Source organism: Amycolatopsis sp. NPDC114503 (assembly GCF_055633655.1).
The window spans coordinates 159,754-179,940 of the sequence record NZ_JBVKDT010000015.1; the positions used below are offsets into that span (position 1 = coordinate 159,754).

Below are 20,187 nucleotides of genomic sequence, written 5' to 3' on the forward strand. Positions count from 1 at the left end.
CGCGCCGCAATCATCGTCATACCTTGCTTCGTCACAGGCGAGGCCTCGGTCAAGCATGCCGCGCCGTGACGTACGGGCCGGCTTCACCGACGAGACCATCACCGTTTACCAGGCATACTCGCGGCAAATCGCCGACGTGGCAGTCGAATCCCAGACGTTCGCGGCGCCGTTCAAGCGCGAGCGGATGACCTGGATCAAGCCCTCGTTCCTCTGGATGATGTACCGGTCCGGGTGGGCGACCAAACCTGACCAGGAACGCATCCTGGAAATCCGGCTCACCAGGGACGGCTTCGAATGGGCACTCGCTCACGCCGCCCTCAGCAGTTACGAGCCCGCCACCTACGCCAGCCAGCAGCAGTGGGCTGAGCGCAAGCGGATCAGCCCGGTCCGCATCCAGTGGGATCCCGACCGGTCGATAACCCTCGCTCCGCTCAACCGGCGCGCCATCCAGATCGGGCTGTCCGGCGAGGCTGTCGACCGCTACCTCGAACAGTGGATCACCAGGATCACGGACATCACCCCGCTCGCCACCCGGATCCACCGCTCTGTCAGCTCCGGCGATCTTGACGCCGCCCAGGAAGAACTGCCGATCGAACGGATCTATCCCTTGCCCGCGCCTGTTCTCGGTCTCATCGGCGCCAGCGAGCCTCAGCCCAGCGAATTGCCCGGATGAATGGCCTCGCCGGCATTAGCTGGCCACGACCAGCCCAGAGCGCCTAGAGCTGTCGGCCAGCCCGTGACTTCGGCGTCCGAGCGCGCGACACACCCCAGGTTTCAGCGACGACGACGTCGCGGTCCAATGTAGACAGCGCGGGGCCGTATCCGCGACGGCCGCTCATAAGCTTCCGCCGCATGGGCGAGCCAGCCTGCTGTCCTGGCCACGACTACCAAACCCAGCGAAGCGTCCTCGGGCCAGCTGTGGAGCCAAGTCAGGGCTCCGAGCGCGAAGTCGATGTTGGGTTTCGGAAGGCCGCGTCTGGTCGCCGATTCCAGCACTGCCCGTACGAGGTCCAGGCGGGCGCTTCCCTCGTGGGCGCGCTCAAGAGCGGCCAGCAGATGCGGGGCCCGAGGGTCGAAGTCGGTGTAAACCGGGTGTCCGAACCCGGGTAGCGCAGCCGCGGGTCGATCGTCCGGCTCCACAGTGGACATTCCGTCCAGCATTCGGTGGACGTCGCGGGCGGTTCCGCCGTGGTCGATCGCTCTCATGGTCTGGATTCCGATGTCCACGACGGCATAGGGATCCGCGCCGGTGGCGGCGGCGACCCGGGAGGCGAAGGTGGACGCGGCTAGTTCGTGATCGGCCAGCAGGGACAGGGCCAGGTCGACCGGCGCGGAGGGAAGGGGGTCGTTGCGGGTGAGGCTGTCGGCGACCGATCCTGGTGCCGGGTGCGGATCCGGGTGCGACGAGATCGCTGAGGCCATGGCCGGGAGGAGTCGCCTGCCGACGTTGGCGGCAGCGCCCGGTCCGAGGTCGTGTCGAGCCGGATCCACCATGCCCAGGACCGATACGACCGTGCTCATCCGGTCGAGCGCCCCTGCGGTCTCGGGAAGTGCGGCGAGCACGCGGGTGATCTCCGGCCGATTCGGGCTCGGCCAGGAAACCGGGCCGGAGGGCAGATCCGCGGTCCAGAGCAGCTCCGCGACGTTCTCGAAATTCTGGTCCAGCAGGTCCTCGATCGGGTAGCCGCGAAAAGCCAGCGCGCCCGTCGGACTCAGATCGGTGACGGCGGTCTCGACGCGGATCTCGACCTGACCGGCTCGTGCTCGTTTCGCTGTCCGGGCGGCGAGTGCCTCGACTTGTGCTCGTTCGTACCGGGATCGACGGCCGCCGCCACCGCGCACAGGCCACGCGGTCAGGACACCCCGGCTCGCATAGGCGTAGAGGGTGCGCACGGTGACGCCCAGCCGATCCGCGGCCTCGGCCGCGGTCATCCACTCGCCGCCCATACCCGGACCATAGTGCACTCAATCAACGTTGACAACGTTGATTATCGCAGGTCAGAGTCGGTGCATGGCCACTTCGAACCGGGGCGCGCGACAGGCGCGCAGGGGCGGGCTCGGGCCGCGTTACCTTGGCTTGTGGTGTTCGACCGCGCTCTCCGACACCGGCAACGGCATCTTCCTCGTCGGCGCGACGCTCCTCGCCATCCACACGTTGGGAAGCCCTGCGATTGTCGGACTTCTGCTCACCCTGGCGACTATTCCGTGGCTTGTCGCGGCCATCCCCGTGGGAATCGTCGTGGACCGCATGGACGGGCACCGCGTGGTCCAGATCGCCAATCTCGCCCGCGCGGGGACAATGCTCGCAGTCGGCGTCGCTGGACACATTTCCGCCGTTATTCTCGTCGTCGCTGTCTTTATTTCGGGAGTGCTCCAGACTTTCGTCGACGGTGCGGCGGAAGCACTTGTCCCCGAAATCGTCGACCGCGGCCGGCTTTCGGATGCGAACGGTGCGCTGTCGGTGTCGACTCGGGTCTTCTACCAGTTCCTCGGGCCTCCGATCGCCGGACTTACCTTCGCGCTCTGGCCATCGGCACCGTCGCTGCTCTCCGGCGTGCTCTGCGGGGTATCGACGTTGTGCATCGCCGCGGTACGGCAGCCGTGGCCCCAACGTCGTAAAGCCCGGGGCAAGGTCGACTTCCGGAGTGGACTGCGGGTCGTGGGCCGAAATCAGATCCTCAAAGCCGCGATCGCCATCAGCTGCCTCACGAGCATCGGCAACGGCATCTATCTGACCGTCTTTGCCGTGTACGCCAATTCCGACACCGGCCTGGGCCTCACCCCGGCGACTTACGGGGTGCTCACGGGTCTCGTCGGTGCCGGAGCAGGAGCTGGGGCTTGCCTCACCGGCCGGGCCGAACGGCTATTCGGAGCGGTCGTCACCATGCGGCTCACCAGGGTTGGCTGGGCTTTGCTGTTTCTCAGCCCATTGCTGCGCTCTCCCTGGCTGATAGCACCGGTAATGGTCGTGGGAAGCGCATTTGGGGCAATGTGGGCCGTCCAGGCGATGAACCTGCGTCAACTCGCCACCAGCCCTGGACAACGAGCCCAAGTCCTCGGCGTCTTTCGAGCCCTGACCTACGGAGCCACACCGCTCGGGAGCCTTGCAGCCACCACATTCCACAACACCGTCAGCAGTCAGATCCTGCTCGGTGCGGCGGCGGCTCTCACTGCTGCCACCATCGCCCTTGTCCCCACTCGCGAAAGCCTCGCTGCGCACGGCCGCCGCGCCGCATCGTGAGATCGATGCGGCGCGGCAGAAAGTGAGCAATGCGTCGTTGCGATTCGCCTCGGGTCAGGCGCCGGAGACCGCCACCACGCCGGTCATCGTGCCCACGTACGCGTGGTCGCCAGACAGCGTGGGAGACGCGAAGTGCGGGACGGTGCCCAGGTTGATCTGACTCCGCACCGTGCCGTCGGCCGGGGACAGTGCGTACAGGTCGCCGGTGTTGTAGTCCACCACCCACACGGCGCCGCCGCCCACGGTCGGGGAGCCGTTCGCGGAGACCGCGGCGCGCCAGACCACGGTGGGGGTGCCGTTCGCGTCGACGCGCACTGCGGCCGGGCCGTCGGTACAGGGCAGGTACGCGGTGTCTCCGCTGGTCGCGCTGCCGCCGAAGGACTGGCAGATGTCGGCCTGGGCCAATTGACCGCCGATGCCGCCGAGCTTGTCGTGGCTCAGCACGTACCCGGTTCCCCGTTTGCCGACCGCGATCACGTGATCGCCGAGCAGGGTCGGGCTGGACGACCCGAGATCGAGGTCCTGTGCGTTGTCGTCGGCCCAGGTGTCCGGGGCGAACAGGTCCACCCGCTCCAGGGCGGGCGACAGGGCCAGCACGGAATCGCTGTCGTCGTAAGTCATGGTGGATTCGCCGTTGCCCACCGAGTAGAGCAGCCGCTGCCCGTCGACGACGCCGCCGCCCGGGGCCCAGATCCCGGCTTCCCGGGTGGTCGGCACGGCGTAGCTGATCGGGTCGGTGCCGGCGGTGGTCACCGACGCCACTGAGCCGATGTAGTTGGCGCAGTCGCCGGCCAATCCGCCGTAGGGCACATACACCCTGCCGTCGAACAGGGTCAGCGCCGCTCGCTGCTGGTGTGCCACCGGGTCGCCTTTCGGCGGCTCCAGCGGCGTGCGCACCTCCACCGCACCGGTGTTCGCGTTCACCCCGACCAGCACGTGTTGCCCGCCGGTGAGTTCGGCCAGTGCGTAAACCCGCGACGTGGCCTGGTCGTACACCATGGTGCTGGTGATGCCGAGCGGGTCGATGTTCCCGCACGGCAGCTCGGACCGGCGCGCCGGCTCGCCGATGTGGGCGGACCAGCGGGTCGCGCCGGTGGCCGGGTCGAGCGCGTACACGGTGTTGTTCTCCGTGGCGGCCAGGATCTGGCCGCCGACCACCAGCGGCTGACCGTACACCGCACCGTCCAAAGCAGACTGCCAAGCCGTGCCTAGCGTGCCGAGCGGGGCGAGATCGGCGGCGTCGCCGGTACGCGCGTTGTCGCGGTGATAGGTCGGCCAGTCGCTCGCGGCGGTTTGCTGGAGGTGACCGGCGGCTGACGCCGGTGCCGGAGAGCTGATGATCAGCACGGCGGCTGCGCTTGCGATCGCCGCGCGGAAGCCAGATTCGTTCATCACGCACCACTTCCCGAAGAGGGGGCCGATGACTCCACTGGCACCGCAGTATCCCGCGCGGCTCCCGCGCGCGACAGCGTCGAGCGACGCGGGCCGTCCAGGCTAACCGGCAAGGCCGTTCGCCCCGAACCGCCGTTTCACCTGTGCCTCGACCACGACAGAACAATCCCGGGCGGCGCGCGCGGAACGCATGCCGGACTTCACCGTTCGCGTTCGGGCAGCGATCGGCGCCTTCCCGGCAATCCGCCCAGCGCGGACGCTCCCGACTCCGGCCGACGCCTCGCCTTCACGCGGCGCCCATTCCGAGGACGGAGCCCAGCTCCCGGAGGAGCCGCGCCACCGGACGCGGCCGGATCTGTTGCTGCACAACGGTTCCCAGCAACCAGGACAGCAGCGCGTGAGTCGCGTCCTCGGGGTCGTCGACCGGCAGTCGCGCGAGGAGTTCCCCGAACAGGGCACCCATCTCGTCCAGTGTGACAGCGACCGCCTCGGACGACTGCCGACGGCCGGTGTCGATCCAGTATTCGAACCACAAGAACGCAGCGTGGGGCCGGTCGGCGAACGTGGCCAGGTAAGCCCGCACGACCGCGCGCAGCTTCTCGGCAGGATCGGACTCGCCGTCGGCGGCCCGGCGCAGCTCGGCCGTCATCGCCGTCACGTGTTCTCGCATCGCGATGTCCACGACGTCGTGGATCTCGTCGAAGTAGTAGTGCACTGCGCTCTTGCTCAGCGGGCTCGCGTCGGCGACCGCGCGCGCCGTACAGGCCGCGAGCCCGTCACGGGCCAGCACCTGCCTCGCGGCGTCGATGATCTGCTCGCGCTTGCCGCGCCGGTTGGCTTCGATCACAGGCCTGTTCGGTGTCACCCCGGTGAATCTACCTTCTCCGTTGCCACTTTGGGACACATGGCCTAAAGTCAGGACACATGTCCCAAAAATTTGTGTTCCACGACGTCCGGACCGCCGACCTGGCGGCCTCGCGCCGCTTCTACACCGAACTGTTCGGCTGGACGGTCGCCGACACCCCCGCCGGGCCGATGTTCGGCGACGACCACGACGTCTGGGGCGGGTTCACCCCGTTGCCCAACGGCGATTCGCGGCGCCCGCAATGGATTCCCTACGTCCAGGTGTCCGATGTGGACGCCGCAGCCCGGCGCGCGGTCGCGCTGGGAGGGCGGATCGTCAAGCCGCGCACCGATTTGCCGCCGGGTTCGGTGACCGTCGTCGACGAGCCCGGCGGCGCGACGCTCGCGCTGTGGCAGCCCGCGGACCGGCGGGGTTGAGCGTGCGCTTGTCGTGTGCGCTGCCGCCGTCGGCCGCGATCGCCGAGCAGGCCCGCCAGGCCGAGCGGCTCGGCTATCACCGGGTGTGGGTCTTCGATTCGCCCGCACTGCACGGAGATCTGTGGATCGCGCTGGCACAGGTCGCGGCGGCGACCGAGCGGATCGGGCTGGGCAGCGGGGTCGCCGTCGCCGGCCTGCGCCATCCCATGGTGACCGCCGCCGCGGCCGCCGCGGTGGCCGAAACAGCGCCAGGGCGGCTGACCTTGGCATTCGGGACCGGTCACACCGCCCGGCGCGCCCTCGGGCAGCGGCCGGTCCGGGTCGCCGGCCTCGTCCGCGAGGTGCGGCAGGTGCGGTCGCTGCTCGCCGGCGACGTCGTGGAGATCGACGGGAAACCTTGCCAGATGCGGCAGTTGCCGGGTTTCGGGCCCGCCCGGCCGGTGGACGTCCCGGTCTGGCTGGCCGCGTCGGGGCCGCGAGCCGCCGAGGCCGCCGCCGGGCTCGAGGTCCCCGGCGTGCTGACGACGGGCTTGCCCGGCAGGCCTTGGCCCGAATGCGCCCTGCTGCGCTTCGGCACCGTGCTGCGGCCGGGCGAGGATCACGCCGCTCCGCGCGTCGTCGAGGCCGCCGGGCCCGGCTGGGCCAGCATCGTCCACGCCGTCTGGGAAAGCGATCCGGCCGCGGTCGACGAACTGCCCGGCGGGCAGGGCTGGCGCACCGAGATCGAGGCCGCCCGGCCGGAGCCGGAACGGCACCTCGACGTCCATCAGGGCCATCTGACCACGTTGACCGCCCGGGACCGCCGTTTGGCCGCCGCCGCGGGCCCGGCGCTGCTCACCCCGGGCTGGACCGGCACCCCGGCTCAGCTGCGGGACAAGGCGGACCAAGCGGCAGCGGCCGGGGTGACGGAGATCGTTTACGTCCCCGCCGGGCCCGACGTGACGGCGGAACTCGCCGCGTACGCCGAGGCGCTGCTCTCGCCGTGAACCGCCAGGGGCGGGCAGGTCCGGCCAGGCTGTCGGCGTGCGCCGCTGAAGCGTCGTCCCACAGGTACGCCCCTCGACCGGGATACGGAGATTTCCTTGCGAAATAAGGTCTGCCGTATCAGCCAGCGCTTACTTGCCTTGGCCGAGGCCGCCGCGCACCGCCCGTCGGAATGGAGCCGCTCGCAGCCGAACAGCGCACAAGCGGGGCAAGCAGGTCCGTTCAGGGACCTTTGGCCGCTAGTCCGGCCGGCGCGACCGTGCCAAACTGGGCGACTCTGGCCACGGACCGCGAATTCCCGCTGAACCGAGATCGTTTTCGAAATGACGATCAAGGCTCTCGAAAAGGGACGGATCAATGACAAGTCCGCGAAAACGTTCGATGACGCTGGCGGCGGCGACGGCCGCCCTGTTCGTCTTCACCGGTGGCGTCGCGGGAGCTGGCCCGGCGGCGACCTATCGGGGCGCGTGGGCGGGTGTGTTCAGCGTCAAGGCGAACTGCGACGCCTCGAGCGCGAACCGGAACGACCCGCCGGATCTCCTGACCTATCCCTGCGAATACCACACCAGCGACCCGCGCAGCCCGAGCGGCGGCGGAGCGGCCGGTTGGTATTACTACTACCGCTACCGGATCGACTGAGCCGCGGAACCGGCACCGTTCCCGGGCGCGGCCGAAGCGTGAGCGCACCCCGGAAGGGGTCCTGGCCGCCGAGGCGGGATTCATGGCCTTCCGTCCGGATTTCCCCGCAGTCCGCGGCATCTCCCCTGGCGCACCAACGAAATCCGCCGACCAGGAGGAATCCCGTGCCGACAAGCCGCCCGCTGAGAACCCTGGCGAGAACGATCACGGTGCTCGCCGCCGGAGTGCTGCTTCCGCTGCCTGCGACGCACCTGCCCGCGAAACCGTTGTCCGCCAACGCGGCCTCGGCCAAGGACCAGACACAGATCGGGCCGCGGGTTCGGCCGCACGGAACTGCCACGGTCACCAACTTCACCTCGCGGAACTGGTCGGGCTACTTCACCACCAACGCGGCTCACACGACCGATTTCCGGTCCGTGCACGCGCGCTGGATCCAGCCCAGGATCACCTGCCCGGCCGCCAAGGACGCCTGGGTCGTCTCCTGGGTGGGCATGGACGGCTGGTGGAACGACGTGGTCGAGCAAGGCGGTTCCTCGGCACGCTGCGTGAACGGCATCGCGCAGTACGCGCTCTGGTGGGAGATGTTCCCGCACAACGACATCCAGCTCGCGAACCCGATCAAACCGGGAGACCTGATCGACGCCACCGTCACCTATGAAACCGCGGCCAAGAAGTTCCGCATCGTCGTCAAGGACCAGTCGACCGGGCAGACGTTGATTCAGGTCCAGCCCTGCTATCCGGAGATGGGCGGCTGCCCCCGGGTCAACGCCGAGGTGATCACCGAGACCCCGCTCGGCGGAAACGCCGGCGACGGAGTGTTCTTCCTGCCCGACTACGGGGCTGTGAGATACGACCAGGTTTCCGTGACCGATACCGGCGGGCACGTCGGTGCCCTCGACAACACCCATTGGGACCTGGGACATGTCAACCAAGTAAGCCCGACGAGCGGTGTCCTCAAGCAGACCGCGTCGGCTCTCGGACCGCACGGCGCGTCCTTCAGCACGGTATGGGTCCACGAGTAGCGAAGGGTGGCGGGCTCCCCCGCGCTCGTCCGGCCATGGTGACCGCGTCACCGTGACACCGGAACGCGGCTCGGCAACAATCGTTTCCGCCGACGTCGGATGGACTGAAATCCAACCCTTTCCTCGATTTCTCTTGTGCGAACACGAGAAAGGCGGCGAGATGCGAAAAAACGTTGTCCTGCCCGTGGTGGCCGCGAGCGTCGCCGCGCTGGCGACGAGCCTGCCGTCCCTGCCCGCGGCCGCGGTGCAGAAGCGCCCGTGCGGACCGCCGGCGGCGACCAAGGGGCACGGCACGAAGGGCACCCCGTTCACGCTCAAGTCGATGTACGACGACGGCCCGCAGGAGGGAGTGGTGGTCGTCGGCGAGGAGTTCGAGATCATGACCCAGGTTTCCGGGCAGGTCTGGGACATCGCCTTCGCCTACAACCGGAAACCGTTCTTCACCGGGAACGAAACCTCGAAGCCGGGCGGGATCCGGGAGGTCCGCATGACGCGGTACCTCGGCGGGAAATCGCATCTGGCGGCACACGCGAAGAACGAGAAGACCGGGGAGGTCGTCGACGGAGCCGTCGACCTTCCGGTCGCACCGCCGGGTTGCGGCAAGGGCGGCAGTCGAGTTCACCGCTGATCGCACGGTTCGGCGGCGTGCTGGTTGCCCAGACCGCCGCCGGGCCCGAAACCCGCCGGCGTCGGCGCCCGATGGCGTGTCACGGCGGCGAAAACCGATCCGCGAAATCGCGTCCGCCAGTATCCGCATTATCTGCGCAAGGACCCCATCATGCCCATTCGATCCTCTTTTCTCCCTGTTCTCGCCGCGCTGGCCGTCGCCTTCGCTCCCACGGCATCGGCCGCGGCGACGTGGCGGGTCGTGCCCAGTGCCGATCGCGCCGGGCAAGCCGAAGACTTCCTGACCGCGACCTCCGCCGCGGCCGCCGACGACGTCTGGGCGGTCGGGCACGACGCCGGCGCCCAGACCGGCGGCCTGGACCGCACTCTCGCCGAGCACGGGAACGGCGGCAGCTGGCAGATCGTCGCCAGCCCGAACCCGAACGGCGACTCCGACCTGCTGGGCGTGGCGGCGCTGACCCGCACCGACGTGTGGGCGGTCGGGCTGTCCCGTCCCACGCCCAACACCCTGGTCCCGCTCGTCGAGCACTTCGACGGCAAAGCCTGGTCCGTCGTGCCCGTGCCGAGCCCCAACCCGAACCCGCCCACCGGGTCCGGCCAGTTCACCGAACTCACCGCGGTATCCGCGGTCTCGGCGACGGACGTGTGGGCCACCGGCTGGTTCACCGACAAACTCGGCCGCATCGTGCCGTTGTTCGAGCACTGGAACGGAACCTCGTGGCGCATCGTGGCTCCTCCGGCGCAAAGCTCGAACGCGCGGCTGCTGCCCCGGGCGATCTCGGCCCGCGCCGCCCATGACGTCTGGGTCGTCGGCACCGACAACACCTCGACCCAGACGGTGCGCACCTTCTCCATGCATTGGAACGGCAATGCCTGGTCCGTCGTGCCCACGGTCAACCCGATCCCCGGAGCTTCGAACGCGTTGTCCGCGATCGTGGCCATCGCGCCGGACAACGTGTGGGCGGTCGGAGACGGCGGCGCCGGCAACGTCACCGACCTTCCCGTCATCGAGCATTTCGACGGGCATTCGTGGACGAACGCCTTGCCCGCCAACGCGAAACTGCCCGGCAGGCTGTTCGGCATCGCAGCCCGGTCCGCGGGCGACATCTGGACGGTCGGCGATCGGCATCCGTCGCCGTCGGGCCTTGGCACCACGATGATCCAGCATTTCACCGGTGCCGCGTGGACCGCGGTGCCCGCCCCCGGTCCGTCCGCCAGTGCCTTGGCAGGCGTGTCGACGGTCGCGGGCGATGCGTGGGCGGTCGGCACTCAAGGTGCGCCGGCCGGGTCCTGCTGCATCCGGACCCTGGTGCTTCAGACCACAATGGCCTGAATCGCGGCGAAGCGGTGCCGCCGGTCGAGTCCGGCGGCACCGCTTCGGTCAGACCAGCAAAACCCGGCGCCCGCGAGTATGTCCGGCCTGGCTGTCCGCATGCGCCGCCGAGGCTTCGGCCAGCGGGTACGACTTCTCAACCGGGATGTGGAGTTTTCCTTGCGAGATAAGGTCGACCGTCTCGGCCAGCGCTTCCTTCATGTCGCCGCCGACGCCCGCGAACCGGATCCCCAGCATCGGGGCCTCCAAGTCGGCGATGGTGATCACTCGCGAAGGATCCCCGGTCAGGTCCAGCAAACCGCGGATCACCCCGGTGCCGTTGAGATCCACAGCGGCGTCCACCTGGCCCAGCTGGCGCACCCGGTCGACCCAGCCCTCGCCGTAAGCGGTCGCGATGGCACCCAGGCTTCGCACGTAGTCCTGGTTCGCGGCGCTGGCCGTGCCGATCACTTTGATCCCCCGGTCGCGGGCGATCTGCAGCACCGCCGAGCCGACTCCGCCCGCCGCGCCGCTTACCAGCAACGTCTGTCCAGTTTGGACACCGACCAGGCGGATGACGCGGAGCGCGGTCTCGACCACTGACGGGTATCCGGCTGCTTCGGCGAAAGTCAGTCCGGAAGGCACACGCGCCCAGGAATTCAGCACAGCGAACTCGGCATAGGTGTTCGAACCGCGACCCAGCACCAGGTCGCCTACCGCGACATCGGTGACGCCCTCGCCGACCTCGTCGACTACGCCGGAGGCGTCTTGGCCGACGCCCGAGGGCAGTTCGATCGGGCGGATCCGCTGGAACTGGCCCTCTCGCGTGCGCCAATCGTGCGGGTTCACTCCTGCAGCTCGCACGGCGACGCGGATCTGGCCGGGGCCGGCGTGGGGTTCGGGCACTTCTGCCAGGTCAAGGACGTCGGGGCCGCCGTATGCGGCGAAGCGCACTGCTCTCATGCCGCCAACTTAACAACAACGGTTAGTGTTTTGCAACGGTTAGTGTTACGGTCGGCGACACTGAGCTAGCCCTCTTCGGATGGGAGCAACCGTGTATCCACCGCGCATCGACGCTGGTGTCGAGATGAAGACCCGGGACGGCGTGACCCTGGTCGGCGACCTGTACCGACCTGCCGCGGACGGCCGGTGGCCCGTCCTGCTGCACCGGACGCCTTACGACCGCACGGGCGTTTTCCGGGTGTCGGGGCTCGTGGCCGATCCGGTGTGGCTCGCCCGGCAGGGCTTCGCGGTGCTAGTGCAGGACAGCCGCGGACGGTTCGGATCCGGCGGCGAGTTCGACTTCATCACGCAGGAGTACAACGATTCCTCCGACGCGATCGACTGGGCCGCGGAGCAACCCTAGAGCGACGGCAATATCGGGATTTACGGCTCGTCCTACCTGGGCATGACCGTGCTGCAAGCTGTCGCTGCCCGGAATCCGCGCCTCAAGGCGGCGGTCGGGATGATCGGGACTGCCGACATGCGCCACACCGCGCGGCCGGGCGGGTTGTTCGAACTCGGCTTTCTGACCCCGTACGCACTCGGGATGGCTCAGGAAGGCCTGGACCACACCTCGTTGAACGCGACTGAGCGAGAACGGGTGCGCGAACTGCTGGACGAGGCCTTCGCTGACCGTCGCGCGGCGGTGAGCCGGTTGCCGTTGACCAGTATCGCTCCGCTTGACGACAGCCGGGTCGCGCCGTTCTGGGCGGATTGGCTGCGGTCGCCGCACGATCCGTTCTGGGACCGGCCGACGTTGCTCACCGAGCCGGAGCGGGTGGACATTCCGTTTCTGCAGATCACCGGGTACCGGGACTTCACGAGTCCTACGCAGTTCCGGCTCGCGAACCGGTTGTCCGGCAACGAAAAAGCCAGTCTGATCGCCGGGCCGTGGACGCACGCGGGCGCTTACAGCGCATTCGGCGACGTCGGCGCGCGGGTGTTGCCGAACGCGGCGGCCGGGGTGCCGACGTGGAGTCCGGTGTTAGCCGCGTTCTTCGACCGGCATCTGCGCGGCGGCGACGGATCGGACTACCCCGCGACTGCGCCGTATCTGGCCGGGCGGGTCAGCTATTTCGTCGGCGGATCGAATACGTGGGCGCATGCCTCCGTGTGGCCGCCCGCATCGACGGTCGAGGAATGGGCGCTCTCTTCAGGAAGCCTACTGACAACCGAGACAGGGCACGGCTCGGACACGTTCACGGCCGATCCGCACAATCCGTTTCCCACTCACGGCGGGGTAATCGCGTTCGAAGGAGATCCGGCCGCGGCACCGGGCGGCATTCAGGATCAGCGTGCGCTCGACGGGCGCGAGGACGTGCTCCGCTACACGAGCGCCCCGTTGACCGAGGACGTGACGATCGCCGGGCAAGCCGAGTTGATCGCTTACGTCACCAGCACCGCGCCGGACGCCGACATCTGCGTAACCTTGGTGGACGTCGAACCGGACGGTTTCGCGCTCAATGTCGCCGAGGGCGCGCAGCGGGCTCGTTATCGCAACGGCGGTGACACTGACTGGCTCGATACCGAAGAACCCAGCCGCGTAACGGTCACGCTGCACGACGTCGCACACCGATTCGAGCGCGGGCACCGTATTCGAGTGCAGATCGCCGGGTTCAGTTTTCCGCGCTTCAGCCGCAATCTGCACACCCGCACGGTGCCGGAATTCGGCGCTCTCGACGAGGCGGTCGTCGCGCAGCACACCCTGCACCACAACGAAAATTATCCGTCCGCGCTGCGCCTTCCGATGCTCGGCGCATAAGCAACCAGGAGAATTCCATGTCCGAAATCGTGGTTATCGCCCGCCTCAAAGCCAAGCCGGGCCGCGCAGCCGAAATGCTCGCGCTGTTTTCCGAGTTGGTTCCCGAAGTGCTGCGCGATGAACCTGACACGCTGCGGTATGCCTTTTACGTCGAACAGGACGCCTCGCGGGTGACGGTGGTCGAGAAGTACCCCTCGCGCGCCGCCCTCAAAGCGCACAACACCGGCGTGCTGACCAAGTACCTGCCGCGGCTGCTCGAATTGCTCGACGGGGCACCGGAAACGGTCGAGCTGCGACCGGCGGAGCTGGCGGTCTCGGTCAGCGCGGAGGACGCCGTCCGGTTGAGCCTCTAGCGTCGCGCCCCGGACGGATCGGCTCCGTCCGGGGCGCTCCCCCAGCATTTCCTTACGCGGCGGCGAAAGCTTGTTCCAGCCGCGGCACGTAGTCCACCAGATCCTGTCCCCAGCATCCGGCGGCGTGCTTGCCCTGGCAGTTCGGTCCCCAGGTCTTGCCGTTGCCGTAATCCACGGCGTAGTAAGGATGTCCGGCCTTGTCGAGGGCTGCCTTCAGGTTATTCTGGGCTGCCTCGGTGACCGACTCGGCGAACGCCGGTTCGTCGACGAGGATGACGAGCGGGTTGCCGTTGCCAGAGCCGGTGTAGAGCGAAACGCCGACCGTGGCGAGCTTCCCGGCGTTCACGACCGGGCCGTGGGACAGCGCGGCGGACATGTCGCCCGCCTCGTTGAGCGGCCCGAAGGCGGAGTCGGTCGGCACTGCCGGGCCGAATCCGCTGCCGCCGGTGGACTCACCGGAGCCGGACGTGCCCGACATCGCGAAACCGACGTTGGACAACGTGCCCCGGATCGCCATGCGGACCCAGTACAGGTTGAAGTCGATCGCACCGGACAGCGAAACAGTCTGGCTGAACAATTCGGGCCTGTCCTCGGCGTAGTGCAGCGCGCCGAAGCCGCCCATCGACAGCCCGCCGATCGCCCGGCCGGGCTTGGCGGCGATGGTGCGGAAGTTGGCGTCGATGAACGGGATCACCTGGTCGAGGTGGAAGGTTTCCCAGTTCTGCGCCCCGGCGGCGGTGTCCTGGCGGACCCAGTCGGTGTACCAGCCGCGGAGCCCGCCGTCCGGGATCACGGTGATCATCTTCTGGCTGGCCAGCATCGCGGGGTAGGCCAGATACGGGTTGCTCGGATCGTCGCCGACGCCGTGCAGGAAGTAGAACACCGGGTAGCGCTTGGCGGAGTCGGTGTAGTAGCTGCTCGGGACGATGACGCGAATGTGGTGCTGGCCCGCGACCGCCGGGGTCGTCACGGTGAGGACGAAGTTGGTCGCGGTGCCTTGAGCGGTCCCGACTTGGGTGAGGCCGTAGCCGTCGGTCAGGGTTGGCAGGGCAGGGGTGTCGGCGTGGGCGGCGGGGCCGGTCAAGGCGACGGCCAGCATCGCCGCGGCAGCGGACACCAGGGCGCGCGTGCGCGTGAACAACGGTCTCATGGTCACTTTCTCGGTAGCGGGAGTCACGGGTTCTGGGTCACGTGGAAACCGGCGCCGTAGGTGCCGGGGTGCGCGGCGTCGCGGGCGCGCAGGTCGGCGAGGATGTTCGCCGAGCTGGTGTAGACGAACTGCGGGACGCCCAGAATGATCGCCTTGGTGATGCCCGCCCACGGGCCGGCCGCCTGGAAGTTGTTGCCCTGTCCGGGGTATTCGGTGCCGGGCACGTGCCAGACCGCCGGGCCGCCGGAGTCGTTCGCCTGGTGCTTGGCCCAGGACTGGTAGACGCCGTCGGAGTTGTTCGTGATCCGGCCGTACCAGACGCCGAGCTGACCCGAGACCACGAGTTCGTTGTTGTTGTTCAGCGCGGCGCCGAGGAGGCGTTCGTTGTTCAGCGGCGGGTTCAGCGCGTTCGGGCTGGGCTGCCCGTCCGGGGCCTCCATCTCGCCGGTCTGCTTGAGGTACGGCCCTTGCGAGGACGGCGTCACCGACGGCAGCAACTCGATGATCATGTAGTCCTTGGTCGGGTGGCCCGTCATCGAGCCCTCGCGGTTCTTGAAGTACCGCACGTAGCCGATCGGGCCGAACCCGGTGTCGTTGCGGTCGTAGACCGGCTGGATGTTCTCCGGGATGTCGCGGTCGGAGTAATGCTGCCCGGGACCGTCCATCAGGCAGTGCCCCGCCGAGACCGCGATCTTCCGGTCGTACTTGTCCGTGCCGACCGCTCCGATCGTGCAGAAATGGTCGGGAGTGCTCAGGTTGAACAGGATCTGCATCGAGTTGAAGACCCGTTTGGCGGGTCCGGCCGACGCGCTGGCCGCGCCGGTGACCACCAGGACGACCGCCGCGATCGCGGCGAGGAAACTTCGGGTGCGCACACACGCTCCTTGATTCGTAGGGTTCACTGCCTGCTGCCGCAGAGAGCGGAGTCGATCACTTCCAGCGGCGAGGGCCGGATGTCCGTCTCCTCGAGCGCGTTGGTCATCATCGAGGCATACCGGCCGTCGTCGGTCGCCGCGGTCCACGAGGTGTAGCCGGACACCGCGAGGCCGTTGTGGTACCACGCTTCGCCGCCGCAGGACAGCGTGAAGGCCTGCAGGCCGAGACCGACGCCGACGTAGCTCGGGTCGTGCACCGGCACCTGGATCGTCCGGCGCATTTCGGCCAGCGCGGCCGGGGAGACGACCTTGCCGTCGAGCAGCGCGCGGTAGAACGCCGACAGGTCAGCCAGCGTCGAGACGATCGCCCCGGCCGAGCTTTCGATCGACGGTTCGGAGATGACCGGAGCCGAGGTCGTCTCGGTCCAGAAGAAGAACGGGCCCATCCGGGCTCCGCGGTACCCGGGGAGGTACGGCGCGGGCAGGGACCGGTCGCCCGCGTGCGGGAAACTGGTCTGCGCCAGGCCGAGCCGGTCGATGATCCGGGCGGTGATCGCGTCGCCGACGGACATTCCGGTGACCTGTTCGATCAGCAGGCCGTTGATCAGGTAGCCCAGGTTCGAGTACAGCACGCCCGTGCCGGGCTCGGACGCGGGCGGGAAGTTCCGCAGCGCGACCTGGACCAGGTCGCGCAGGCCGATGCTGCCGTCCGGTTTGAGGAATCCGGCGGCTTTCTGGGCCCAGGTCAGGACATTCGGGGCGGGGATTCCGCCGGTGTGCTGGAGGAGCTGGCGGACGGTGATCCGGCTGCCGTCGTAGCCGTTGCCGTCGACGAGACCGGGCAGGTACCGCTCGATCGGCGCGTCGAGCACGACCTTGCCCTCGTCGACCAGCTGCATGACGACCGCGGCGGTGAAGGTCTTGGTCTGGCTGGCGATGCGGAAATGCTCGTCCGGCCCCAGCGGACGCGCGGGTCCGGTGATCGTGGCGCTCCCGGTGGACAGGTGCCACGACCCGGACGCGTTGCCCGCGTAGACGGCCGCGCCCGGTCCGGCGTGGGACTGGTAGCCGTTGAGGACGGCCTGGGTGTCGGCGTGGGCGTCGGCCGCCGATGCCGGCGCGGCCAGCGCGACGGCGACGGCGACGCTGGCCAGTATCGAAGCTGTCCGTCTCAGTGTGCGCACAACTCTCCTCTGCTCAAAGGTTTCGGGGCTACCTGGACTGGTACCGGCAGACGGCCACCGCCACCAGGATCAGCAGCAGCACGCCCACCAGCACCAGGCACCCGACCCCGCCGCCGGCCGACCGGCGGCGCTCCGCCTGCCCCCTTGGCGGAACGCCGGGATGGCACCGGGCGTAATGCCGCGCGCACTGCTCGGCGCTCTCCGGCCGCGTGAGCCAGGGCGTCCGATAGCCGCATTCGCCGCACCAGTACCGGTGATCGGCGGCCATGGCCGGTTTCCTTCCCTCGTCCGACGAAGTGGCTCCGGCTGGGGGTCCGGTCACGATCATCGTGGTGTCCGCGCAGGTCATCGCGCCAGAGCACAAGCCGGTCAGGCATGACCGGTCCGCGCGGTAAGCTCGTTTCGGGTAGGCGGACGCAGAGTGAGGGGTCTCCGCGGTGACGAGCCGGGCCGGCGTTCTGCTGCGGGAGATGCGGCGCCACGCCGGGTTGACGCAAGAGCAGCTGGCGGAGCGCTCCGAGGTCAGCGTCAGCACGATCCGGCGGCTGGAGAACGGCAAACCCATCGATCCGCGGATGGGCACCGTGAAGCTGTTGGCCGACGCGCTGGGAAGCACGACGGCCGAGCGCCGAGCGCTGCTGGCCGAGTTCGGCGTCTCCCCCGCGCCGGACGAGACCGAGCCTCCGCGAATCCGGAGCGCGCTTTCCGAGGCTGCGGACCAATTCGCGCAGGTGGTCGCCTCCCGCTGGCAGCGCGAAGAAGAGCAACGCCGGGTCCGCGATCCCTTCCCGCTGCCGGTTCGCTGGCGGCTGGCGTCCGAACGGCTGACCGATCGCTGGGACAACATCCGCAGCGTCCCGCCAGGCGGCGCCGCGGAACCGCTGAAGCTGGACGGCGAACTGGACGACATCGCGGAGGTCTACCGGCGGATTCCGTCCGGGCGGCTGGTGGTACTGGGACGGGCCGGTTCCGGGAAGACGATCCTGACGCTGCGGTTCGTGCTGAGCTGTCTCCGGACGCGCGCCGCCGCCGAACCGGTGCCGACGATCTTCGCCGTCGGCGGCTGGGATCCGACGGCCAGCACGCTGCGGGACTGGCTGATCGAACGGCTGCCGCAGGATTACCCCGACTATCCCGGCCTGACCGCCTCCCTGGCCGCCGAGCTGGTCGAAACCGGGTGCATCCTCCCGGTTCTGGACGGATTCGACGAGATCTCCGGCGGATTGCACGCCGCCGCGCTGGCCGCGCTCAGCGCCACCTCGCTGCCGTTCCTGCTGACCAGCCGTCCCGACGAATACGCGAGGGCGGTCGCGGCGACCGATGTGCCGACTTCGGCCGCTGGCGTGGAACTGCTCGACCTGACCCCGGCGGATGTCGCGAATTACCTGCCCCGCACGACTTCCCGCGACGGAAACCCATGGGGTCCGGTACTCGCTGAGGTGCGCGACCACCCCGACGGACGCCTGGCGACGGCGCTGAGAACACCGTTGATGGTGGGCCTCGCGCGGACCGTCTACAGCGATGTCCCTGGCCGGGATCCGGCGGTTTTGCTGGACACGACTCGGTTCCCGACCTCGGACACCGTCGAAGACCACCTGCTGGCCAGCTTCGTGCCCACCGTGTACCAGCACCGGCCCCCGCATCTGGCACGCCCGCTCCGGAGCTGGGATCCCGGACGCGCCCAGCGGTGGCTGGGCTATCTCGCCCAGCACGTCGGTCAGCTCGACGACCACGATCTTGCCTGGTGGCAGCTGGGCAACTCGCTGCGCCGGTCGTCGCGGATCCTCGCTGTCGTAATGGCTTCGACGCTGGCGATCGCCGTGCTGAACTGGCTTGTCTTCGTACCGCTGGACCTGATCGGCCACGGGACCGCGTTCACCTTCCGCGCGGGCCTGATGGACGGACTCCTGATCGGGCCGATGGTCGGCCTGGCCTTCGGGCTCGTCTACGGCCTGATGATCGTGTGCGGTCGGAGAACGATCGAACCGTCGCGCGTGCAGATCCGGTTGCGGGGACGACATCGGACCGGACGGCACTTCGTCCGCGCCTGCGCCACCCGGCTCGGCACCGCCCTGCTGGGCGGGTTCGTGATCGGCCTCGGCTACGGCCCGGTGAACACGGCTTTGCACGGGCTGCTCTTCGGATTTCCGCCGGACGGCAAGTCCCTTGCCGAGAAAATGCTGGTGCCGACGCTGGTCTACGGACTCGTCTTCGGGCTCGCCGCCGGGCTCGTGTTCGGGCTGATGGCCGCGCTGGAGATCCCGCTGGACGTCGGCTCGGCCGCCACTCCGCTCGGTCTGCTGGCCACGAATCGCACGACGGCGTTGCGCCAGTTGCTGATTCTCGTGCCGACGGTCGCCCTCGCCATCGCTTTCGGAGGGTGGCTGCTGGTCGAGCTTCTCCAGGGTCCGTTGGGTCCGCTTCGCTGGCCGTTGTCGTCGGGGCTGCTCATCGGAGCCGTCGGAGGGCTCGGTGGCGGGCTTTCTTACGTGCTGGCGTTTACGGCTTGGGGACAGTGGGTGCTGCTGGGGCGGATCTGGCTGCCGTTGACTGGTCGGCTGCCTTGGGCGGTGACGGCGTTCCTGGACGACGCGTACCGGCGCGGGGTGTTGCGGCAGGCTGGGGCGGTGTATCAGTTTCGCCATGCGAGGCTTCAGGATCATCTCGGGCGGGAGTACCGTGCACGCGCCTGATCCGGCATGCTGGTCGGCATGAGCAGCGATGGGGGCTGGAGCGGGCCGGAGTTGCCCGGCGGGGAAGCTTCACTGACGCCGGAGCACATCGCGATCGTCGAGGAAAGCCATCGGCTGATCGCCGCGCTCGGTGATCAGCACCTCTATGGGTTGGGCATCGCTTGCGTCGCGGACATCGACGTCGCCGAAGCGGTGCGCAGGCTTTCCGCGGAGGTCCTCGACGACCGCGAGGACCTGGAGGCGGCGTGGGAAGAAGCCTCGTTCGGAGACGACGACAACACCATTCTGACCATGTGGGCCACCGACGTGCCGGGCGGATGCGTGCTCGCGCAGCCGTGGGGATACGCGCCGCAAATGCCCGGCGTGACCAAGGCTCTGTCGGCGGGCACGACCTGCTACGGCATGTACGCCAATCCCAAGAGCGGCAACCAGGGCAGCATCCTCCGCGACGGCGAGATCATCGGCTGGGATTTGCACCCCGGCGGCGGCGAGCCGAGCGATGATCTGCTGTCCTGCCTATACGAGGACGAAGCACTCGCCTATTGCTTCGCCTACGCGGGGCTGCGGCCTGTCGACAACCGTTCGGTGATCGGGCCGCCGGACGCCTGGATCCGGTTGCCCGACCGCGATTACTGGAGTTGACTGACCGAAGAAGGGCCCTGGCTTTGTT

At 68.7% G+C, this 20,187-nt stretch carries 19 protein-coding genes and 1 pseudogene; 12 read left to right on the forward strand and 8 right to left on the reverse strand.

Annotation, left to right across the window (positions count from 1 at the left end):
* The first annotated feature begins 55 nt into the window (after positions 1-55).
* Entirely contained in the window at positions 56-673 is a 618-nt protein-coding gene (locus ACZ7OI_RS42065) for a DUF4291 domain-containing protein (protein WP_470269766.1), read from the forward strand.
* Positions 674-774: 101 nt separating this feature from the next.
* Here the strand turns inward: ACZ7OI_RS42065 and ACZ7OI_RS42070 are convergent, their stop codons facing one another.
* Positions 775-1,947: a citrate/2-methylcitrate synthase gene (locus ACZ7OI_RS42070; RefSeq protein ID WP_470269709.1), complete on the reverse strand. Its 1,173-nt coding sequence runs from the start codon at positions 1,945-1,947 to the stop codon at positions 775-777.
* A gap of 64 nt (positions 1,948-2,011) precedes the next feature.
* Here ACZ7OI_RS42070 and ACZ7OI_RS42075 point away from each other — a divergent pair, with 64 nt between their 5' ends.
* On the forward strand, positions 2,012-3,241 hold the full coding sequence (locus tag ACZ7OI_RS42075; RefSeq protein WP_470269710.1) for an MFS transporter: 1,230 nt from the start codon (positions 2,012-2,014) through the stop codon (positions 3,239-3,241).
* A gap of 54 nt (positions 3,242-3,295) precedes the next feature.
* Here the strand turns inward: ACZ7OI_RS42075 and ACZ7OI_RS42080 are convergent, their stop codons facing one another.
* The gene (locus ACZ7OI_RS42080) at positions 3,296-4,633 is read right to left on the reverse strand and encodes an outer membrane protein assembly factor BamB family protein (protein ID WP_470269711.1); all 1,338 of its coding nucleotides are present in this window, start codon (positions 4,631-4,633) and stop codon (positions 3,296-3,298) included.
* A gap of 286 nt (positions 4,634-4,919) precedes the next feature.
* Complete coding sequence (locus ACZ7OI_RS42085; RefSeq protein WP_470269712.1) at positions 4,920-5,498, reverse strand: TetR/AcrR family transcriptional regulator; 579 nt, start codon at positions 5,496-5,498, stop codon at positions 4,920-4,922.
* A 59-nt stretch (positions 5,499-5,557) separates the two neighbouring features.
* Between ACZ7OI_RS42085 and ACZ7OI_RS42090 the strand changes: the two genes are divergently transcribed.
* The 6 genes from ACZ7OI_RS42090 (at position 5,558) to ACZ7OI_RS42115 (ending at position 10,519) form a co-directional block, all read left to right on the forward strand.
* On the forward strand, positions 5,558-5,914 hold the full coding sequence (locus ACZ7OI_RS42090; RefSeq protein WP_470269713.1) for a VOC family protein: 357 nt from the start codon (positions 5,558-5,560) through the stop codon (positions 5,912-5,914).
* On the forward strand, positions 5,887-6,900 hold the full coding sequence (locus tag ACZ7OI_RS42095; protein ID WP_470269714.1) for an LLM class flavin-dependent oxidoreductase: 1,014 nt from the start codon (positions 5,887-5,889) through the stop codon (positions 6,898-6,900). The genes ACZ7OI_RS42090 and ACZ7OI_RS42095 overlap by 28 nt, the downstream gene beginning before the upstream one ends.
* A 355-nt stretch (positions 6,901-7,255) precedes the next feature.
* Complete coding sequence (locus ACZ7OI_RS42100) at positions 7,256-7,537, forward strand: hypothetical protein (protein WP_470269715.1); 282 nt, start codon at positions 7,256-7,258, stop codon at positions 7,535-7,537.
* Between the two features lie 164 nt (positions 7,538-7,701).
* On the forward strand, positions 7,702-8,559 hold the full coding sequence (locus tag ACZ7OI_RS42105) for a G1 family glutamic endopeptidase (RefSeq protein ID WP_470269716.1): 858 nt from the start codon (positions 7,702-7,704) through the stop codon (positions 8,557-8,559).
* 160 nt (positions 8,560-8,719) lie between these two features.
* Positions 8,720-9,187, forward strand: a complete 468-nt coding sequence (locus ACZ7OI_RS42110; RefSeq protein ID WP_470269717.1) for a hypothetical protein — start codon at positions 8,720-8,722, stop codon at positions 9,185-9,187.
* Between the two features lie 150 nt (positions 9,188-9,337).
* Positions 9,338-10,519 (forward strand): hypothetical protein, encoded by a 1,182-nt coding sequence (locus ACZ7OI_RS42115; protein ID WP_470269718.1) that lies wholly within the window; start codon positions 9,338-9,340, stop codon positions 10,517-10,519.
* Between the two features lie 48 nt (positions 10,520-10,567).
* Here ACZ7OI_RS42115 and ACZ7OI_RS42120 read toward each other — a convergent pair whose 3' ends face one another.
* Positions 10,568-11,461, reverse strand: a complete 894-nt coding sequence (locus ACZ7OI_RS42120) for an NADP-dependent oxidoreductase (RefSeq protein WP_470269719.1) — start codon at positions 11,459-11,461, stop codon at positions 10,568-10,570.
* 124 nt (positions 11,462-11,585) lie between these two features.
* Between ACZ7OI_RS42120 and ACZ7OI_RS42125 the strand changes: the two are divergent.
* Positions 11,586-13,262, forward strand: a pseudogene (locus tag ACZ7OI_RS42125) (CocE/NonD family hydrolase).
* A gap of 17 nt (positions 13,263-13,279) precedes the next feature.
* On the forward strand, positions 13,280-13,615 hold the full coding sequence (locus ACZ7OI_RS42130; RefSeq protein ID WP_470269720.1) for a putative quinol monooxygenase: 336 nt from the start codon (positions 13,280-13,282) through the stop codon (positions 13,613-13,615).
* Positions 13,616-13,667: 52 nt separating this feature from the next.
* Here the strand turns inward: ACZ7OI_RS42130 and ACZ7OI_RS42135 are convergent, their stop codons facing one another.
* From ACZ7OI_RS42135 to ACZ7OI_RS42150, 4 genes are read right to left on the reverse strand one after another with little or no spacing between them, the layout of a single operon-like run.
* Positions 13,668-14,765: an alpha/beta hydrolase gene (locus tag ACZ7OI_RS42135; RefSeq protein ID WP_470269721.1), complete on the reverse strand. Its 1,098-nt coding sequence runs from the start codon at positions 14,763-14,765 to the stop codon at positions 13,668-13,670.
* Between the two features lie 23 nt (positions 14,766-14,788).
* Positions 14,789-15,640, reverse strand: coding sequence for a hypothetical protein (locus ACZ7OI_RS42140; protein WP_470269722.1), 852 nt, complete (start codon positions 15,638-15,640; stop codon positions 14,789-14,791).
* Positions 15,641-15,663: 23 nt separating this feature from the next.
* Entirely contained in the window at positions 15,664-16,824 is a 1,161-nt protein-coding gene (locus ACZ7OI_RS42145; RefSeq protein ID WP_470269723.1) for a serine hydrolase domain-containing protein, read from the reverse strand.
* Positions 16,825-16,852: 28 nt separating this feature from the next.
* The gene (locus ACZ7OI_RS42150; RefSeq protein ID WP_470269724.1) at positions 16,853-17,173 is read right to left on the reverse strand and encodes a hypothetical protein; all 321 of its coding nucleotides are present in this window, start codon (positions 17,171-17,173) and stop codon (positions 16,853-16,855) included.
* A gap of 88 nt (positions 17,174-17,261) precedes the next feature.
* Between ACZ7OI_RS42150 and ACZ7OI_RS42155 the strand changes: the two genes are divergently transcribed.
* A complete protein-coding gene (locus tag ACZ7OI_RS42155; protein WP_470269725.1) occupies positions 17,262-19,517 on the forward strand; it encodes a helix-turn-helix transcriptional regulator in 2,256 nt (751 codons plus the stop codon).
* Positions 19,518-19,535: 18 nt separating this feature from the next.
* On the forward strand, positions 19,536-20,159 hold the full coding sequence (locus ACZ7OI_RS42160; RefSeq protein ID WP_470269726.1) for a hypothetical protein: 624 nt from the start codon (positions 19,536-19,538) through the stop codon (positions 20,157-20,159).
* Positions 20,160-20,187: the final 28 nt, after the last annotated feature.

What these genes read in the sequence shown, in the direction of transcription:
- ACZ7OI_RS42075 (WP_470269710.1), top strand. Translation starts at nt 2,012, where the DNA reads ATGGCCACTTCGAACCGGGGCGCGCGACAGGCGCGCAGGGGCGGGCTC.
- ACZ7OI_RS42115 (WP_470269718.1), top strand. Translation starts at nt 9,338, where the DNA reads ATGCCCATTCGATCCTCTTTTCTCCCTGTTCTCGCCGCGCTGGCCGTC.
- ACZ7OI_RS42090 (WP_470269713.1), top strand. Translation starts at nt 5,558, where the DNA reads ATGTCCCAAAAATTTGTGTTCCACGACGTCCGGACCGCCGACCTGGCG.
- ACZ7OI_RS42100 (WP_470269715.1), top strand. Translation starts at nt 7,256, where the DNA reads ATGACAAGTCCGCGAAAACGTTCGATGACGCTGGCGGCGGCGACGGCC.
- ACZ7OI_RS42135 (WP_470269721.1), bottom strand. Translation starts at nt 14,765, where the DNA reads ATGAGACCGTTGTTCACGCGCACGCGCGCCCTGGTGTCCGCTGCCGCG.
- ACZ7OI_RS42120 (WP_470269719.1), bottom strand. Translation starts at nt 11,461, where the DNA reads ATGAGAGCAGTGCGCTTCGCCGCATACGGCGGCCCCGACGTCCTTGAC.
- ACZ7OI_RS42080 (WP_470269711.1), bottom strand. Translation starts at nt 4,633, where the DNA reads ATGAACGAATCTGGCTTCCGCGCGGCGATCGCAAGCGCAGCCGCCGTG.
- ACZ7OI_RS42150 (WP_470269724.1), bottom strand. Translation starts at nt 17,173, where the DNA reads ATGACCTGCGCGGACACCACGATGATCGTGACCGGACCCCCAGCCGGA.
- ACZ7OI_RS42160 (WP_470269726.1), top strand. Translation starts at nt 19,536, where the DNA reads ATGAGCAGCGATGGGGGCTGGAGCGGGCCGGAGTTGCCCGGCGGGGAA.
- ACZ7OI_RS42065 (WP_470269766.1), top strand. Translation starts at nt 56, where the DNA reads ATGCCGCGCCGTGACGTACGGGCCGGCTTCACCGACGAGACCATCACC.
- ACZ7OI_RS42110 (WP_470269717.1), top strand. Translation starts at nt 8,720, where the DNA reads ATGCGAAAAAACGTTGTCCTGCCCGTGGTGGCCGCGAGCGTCGCCGCG.
- ACZ7OI_RS42070 (WP_470269709.1), bottom strand. Translation starts at nt 1,947, where the DNA reads ATGGGCGGCGAGTGGATGACCGCGGCCGAGGCCGCGGATCGGCTGGGC.
- ACZ7OI_RS42130 (WP_470269720.1), top strand. Translation starts at nt 13,280, where the DNA reads ATGTCCGAAATCGTGGTTATCGCCCGCCTCAAAGCCAAGCCGGGCCGC.